This window comes from uncultured Nostoc sp., assembly GCF_964245575.1.
Lineage (GTDB): Bacteria > Cyanobacteriota > Cyanobacteriia > Cyanobacteriales > Nostocaceae > Nostoc.
Map to the genome: position 1 here is coordinate 2,127 of NZ_CAXTNP010000367.1, position 4,384 is coordinate 6,510.

The following is a 4,384-nucleotide window of genomic DNA, read 5'->3' on the forward strand; positions in this document are numbered from 1 at the left end:
GACGTTTCCGTGTTTCGCGCAGCCTGTAACGGCTTCTGCCTTGACATTTTTGGCTTAAGCCTTGTCCGTATCAGTCTACGTAGATTGGGGAGCCACTGCGTTGGGCGGCTCTGCCGACTTGAAGCAAGTGGCGTTTGAGGAACGAAACCCAACATTTCCGAAGAGTTTGTTGGGTAACACTAAAGTTCTACCCAACCTACAATTTTCTGCGTGAGACAAATCCATACTTTATATTCAGCAAAGTCACATTTCATTTATTACTCGTTCATACATTTTCCCCGTCTCTTCTCTGCATATACGGTACAATCAGGCATGTCTTGAGCTAATTTTCCGCTTAGTGATTGAGTAGATGCTAACCCGGAATTTTTAGGGAATACCATTTGCTTGGTTAAAGCACTCCGAGGTCTAAAGCCATATTGAAGTGCTGTTTTAATACACCTTGCGACCTTTAAGGCTCCGCGATAGCCAAATCTGGGACGATTTAAGATAGCATTTAAATCGACTACGGGAATATGGGGGAAACTCAAGGAAGAACCAAAATAAACTACCGATTCTGCATCAAGACCACCAATGAAATCCAGTAATTCATCTTCCGTTTGTTTCATTGACTCGTACTTGCCAAAGGCCAGTGTCCCTTTCGTAATCAGGATTTCCGGGTCTAACCCTGTTTCCAATAGGTAGTCTACACTGGTTTCTCGTGCTTCTGTACTCCAGGGATGGAAGTTATAGATTACTACACGCATCCCAAAATCACGATCCAACATGTGAGCAAGGGATAAGCACTTGATAGCATCATGTCCTTCGATAATCGCTAACTTCCCTTCTATATAACCCTTAGCTGCTTCAAATTCAGTCTTGATTGCGGCATATTCCTTTTCCATTAGGGCAGCCGCCTGTTCTTCCATCCCTAAATATTTTGCCGCCCCTTCGAGCCATTTTTCTGTAGCGGTGATTCCATAGGGAAGGATAGTAGAGTTTAGCGGAGTACCGAACTTGTCTGACATGGCTTTACCGATGGTATAGCCAAGATCCAAACATAAAGTACAGTTGACTGCCGCACTTGGTGCTTGCTTTAGTTCTTCTAAAGTACAGTCACCAGCGATGACGCTATGAACTCGTGCCCCCATTCCTTCTATCAATCGCACCAGTTCTTTAACATCAGTTTCGACTTCTGTTCTTTCAGGGCCCATCTTTGCGCCCACAATATTGACAGCATCGGCTAGTTGTGCCTTCCGCTCTGGAGTTGGCGGCTCCATAAAGTCTACGATTTGCCGAAATACGATATCAAATCCACTGCGATACTCCCCGGCAAATCCTTCACAATGTATCGTCATGATCTCAGACTGGATTTCGCCGCGCGCCTTATTCACGACGTCATCAACACAGTCCCCAATAATACCAGACGCACAACTAGTGGCAACAACGATCGCATCGGGATGGTATTTTTCATTTACTTCTCGAATCGCACCTGCTAATTCTTTTTCTCCACCAAAAATTACCGCTTTCTCACTCATGTTCGTAGTCACCACGGGTTCATAAGGTGAACCACTATTGCGGCTATTGGTCAGCTTGTATGCCCGCTTGACACCATAGGCACAGCCACTCGGCCCGTGAGAAATGACGATCGCATTTTTAATCCCACTTAAAATCTTCGTTGCAGTCCAAAATTTACAGGGGCGGGTATGACTACCTTGTAAAGTGGTCTTAATTTTACCCTCTTTTGCCAAGCGATACAGTTCGCTTAAATTTCCGTAAAATACGACATTCTTATCTATACTTGTTGTTGCAGTCATGATCACTCTCCAGTCTTTCTATAGCTTCTGTTTTCAGTACCCTGTGAGGCAGTCTGGTCTTGGGGGTTTCCCCCGGGAGGAACTGCCGTTAGCGTCAGCGTTAGCGACGCAGGAGCGTCACCCGGAGGGTGATTTGTAAACCAGGCTACTAAGCCGCCCTCTGATACTAATCAGTTAAACGGGTGCTGCCTGGTTTACAATTGACATAGGATTGCTAAGTATCGTAAAAATTATGATGGAAATACCATCTAATCAGTTGGGGGTGGATGACAGAAATATCACTGTGGATAGATGCCATCCCCCATATACATCAGCTTTCTACCAAACGTTTAAGATCCATTCGCGCTCATGCTTGTTCTCCATATCTGCAAACATAGTGTTAGCAATGGTGTCTGCTAGCCATTCTGCTCCTTTATAGCCAATAATGGGGTATTTCCACAGACCTGCGCGGTCAAAGCTGGGGAAGCCAACCCGAACCATTGGAATCTTGTGATCGATAGAAATATATCGACCTTTGGAATGACCTAGAATCAAGTCGATTTCGAGGGATTTATCTTTAATGCGGCGCTCCAATTCCCAGAGGTCTGCATTCCAGATGACTTCGATATCACAGGCTGCTTGCTTCTCCAACTGGGCAATTCTTGGGTCTTTGGTGCAGGCTCTGTTGTCGTCTCCCAACAACATCAGCACTGGCTCTAACTCACATTCCAAGCAGAACTCTGCTAGGCCAATTACCAGATCGGGATCTCCGTAAATAGCTACCTTCTTGTTGGCAAAGAACATGTGGGCGAGGTCTGCGATCGCATCGATAGCCTTTCCACGTTCTCTAACTAAAGATTCTGGTATTGCTTTACCAGTCAGTTTCTGGATATTTTGCAGCCAGACGTCAGTGTTTTTGATGCCAATCGGTGTTGGGCCAATAATTGCAGGAACCTTAAACTTCTCTTCTAAGAATTCAGCTGAGCTGCCTCCTTCATATTTGCATAAGGCAATAGTTCCCAACGCATTAGCAGAATCAGCAATTTCTTCAATGGTTGAATTCCCAAAGGCAAAACTTGTCTTATCGGGCATGGTGGGCGCATCGAAGGATTCTGTATCCACTAAGATGTTTGCTGGAACATCCATATCTTTTAAGATGCGCTTGATTTCCGTGACATCTCCAGGGTTAAGCCACCCAGTAATGAGGTTCAACTTGCCAGTTGGTTCGCCTTTTTTTGCTAGGCTAGAAATGATTGCATGTATGCCGACATTATAGCCACTGACCTGGCTACCTTTGTAACTGGGGGTATGCACGGGAACAAGGACAATCTTGCGATCGGGATAGTCTTTCTTTAACTGACCGTTAAGCTTGTTAATGGTTCCTTCGATATCGTCCCCAATCGTCTCAGTTGAACAAGTCGTAATAATTGGAATAATCCGTAAATCGGGATATCGTGCTACTAAAGTATGTACGGCTTCCTCAATGCGTGGCTGTCCTCCAAGGACGGCGCTATTTTCATGGAGTGAAGAAGAAGCAATGTCAAAATTTTCCTTCAAATGCTGGGCAAACAGCAGACGAACGAACATACTACATCCCTGTCCTCCATGCACCAGGGGAATACAATCTTTTACTCCAATTGCAGCATATTCAGCCCCAGCAGGCTGACAGGTAAATATAGGATTGATGATTCCCTTGCGTTCTTTTTGTTTTACAACTAAAGACATTCTCTTGACTCCTATGTGGTAAAAAATTGCGTGATTTTGTTTAGCGTTGTTCAACGAAGATATGAATTGTCATTTTGAGCTTAAGAAAGTAGAGCAATGCCTGCGGCGAGCGATCGCTAACGCTTTACCCGACCAGGAAGTAAGCTACGCATACCGTCGATTACAGAAGAAAAGTAGAATTGAATTTCCTAAAAATCTTGGAAACTAGATGAGATGCCTCTGTAGTAAGACGGTACGCGGACACTATGCTTCTTGGGAATGTTTTTGGCGCGTAGCTCGTCGTAGACATCACTCTCTACCCTGTAAGAAAATTTCTGCACAAACACTAACAGGATGACAAAACTCTAATTCATACTCCAATTGAGCAACGCCGTTGGTTTGGTGAGGCAGTCCTTGGGGGAAACCCCCAAGAAGAACTGCCGTTAGGTCAGCGTAAAGCCTTCGAGCTTCCCTTAGAGCGACGCAGGAGCGTCACCCGGAGGGTTGAATTACCGATCTAATTGCTTTAATAAAGCGAATAATGCAATTCACCATTCTTCGACTTGGTTATTACAATATCGATCAGCATTGCCTTAACAGACTCCAGTACTGCCTTCTTTTGCGAGTTTTCCATGTTACTTAACCATGAAAACCTGATTTCTAGGTCAGCCGAAAGGATCTTCGCATCTGCATAAAAACCTCTGTCGATCAAGGTTTCTAGAACCACCTTTTCTCCAGTCAAGATTTGGGCGGCCATGTTGAGAACACCATTGATGTTTTCTTCGCGATCCCATGCACGTGAGTGAAACTGCCACAAACACCGTTCTTGAATTAATTTCGTGACTTGTGCAGCTCGGTCTTGAATGTATGACGCGATTTCGTTAGCTTGCTGTTGAACCTGTGGCGCA

General features: G+C 44.9%; 3 protein-coding genes. All 3 read right to left on the reverse strand.

Annotation, left to right across the window (positions count from 1 at the left end; genetic code table 11):
- Nucleotides 1-257 precede the first annotated feature (257 nt).
- Nucleotides 258-1,793: a nitrogenase component 1 gene (locus ACFFAP_RS34495; protein WP_375515428.1), complete on the reverse strand. Its 1,536-nt coding sequence runs from the start codon at nucleotides 1,791-1,793 to the stop codon at nucleotides 258-260.
- Between the two features lie 318 nt (nucleotides 1,794-2,111).
- Nucleotides 2,112-3,497, reverse strand: a complete 1,386-nt coding sequence (gene vnfK / locus ACFFAP_RS34500; RefSeq protein ID WP_375515429.1) for a V-containing nitrogenase subunit beta — start codon at nucleotides 3,495-3,497, stop codon at nucleotides 2,112-2,114.
- Between the two features lie 505 nt (nucleotides 3,498-4,002).
- Nucleotides 4,003-4,384, reverse strand: a 382-nt coding sequence (vnfG, locus tag ACFFAP_RS34505; protein WP_375515430.1) for a V-containing nitrogenase subunit delta, incomplete at its 5' end; no start/stop codon positions are given.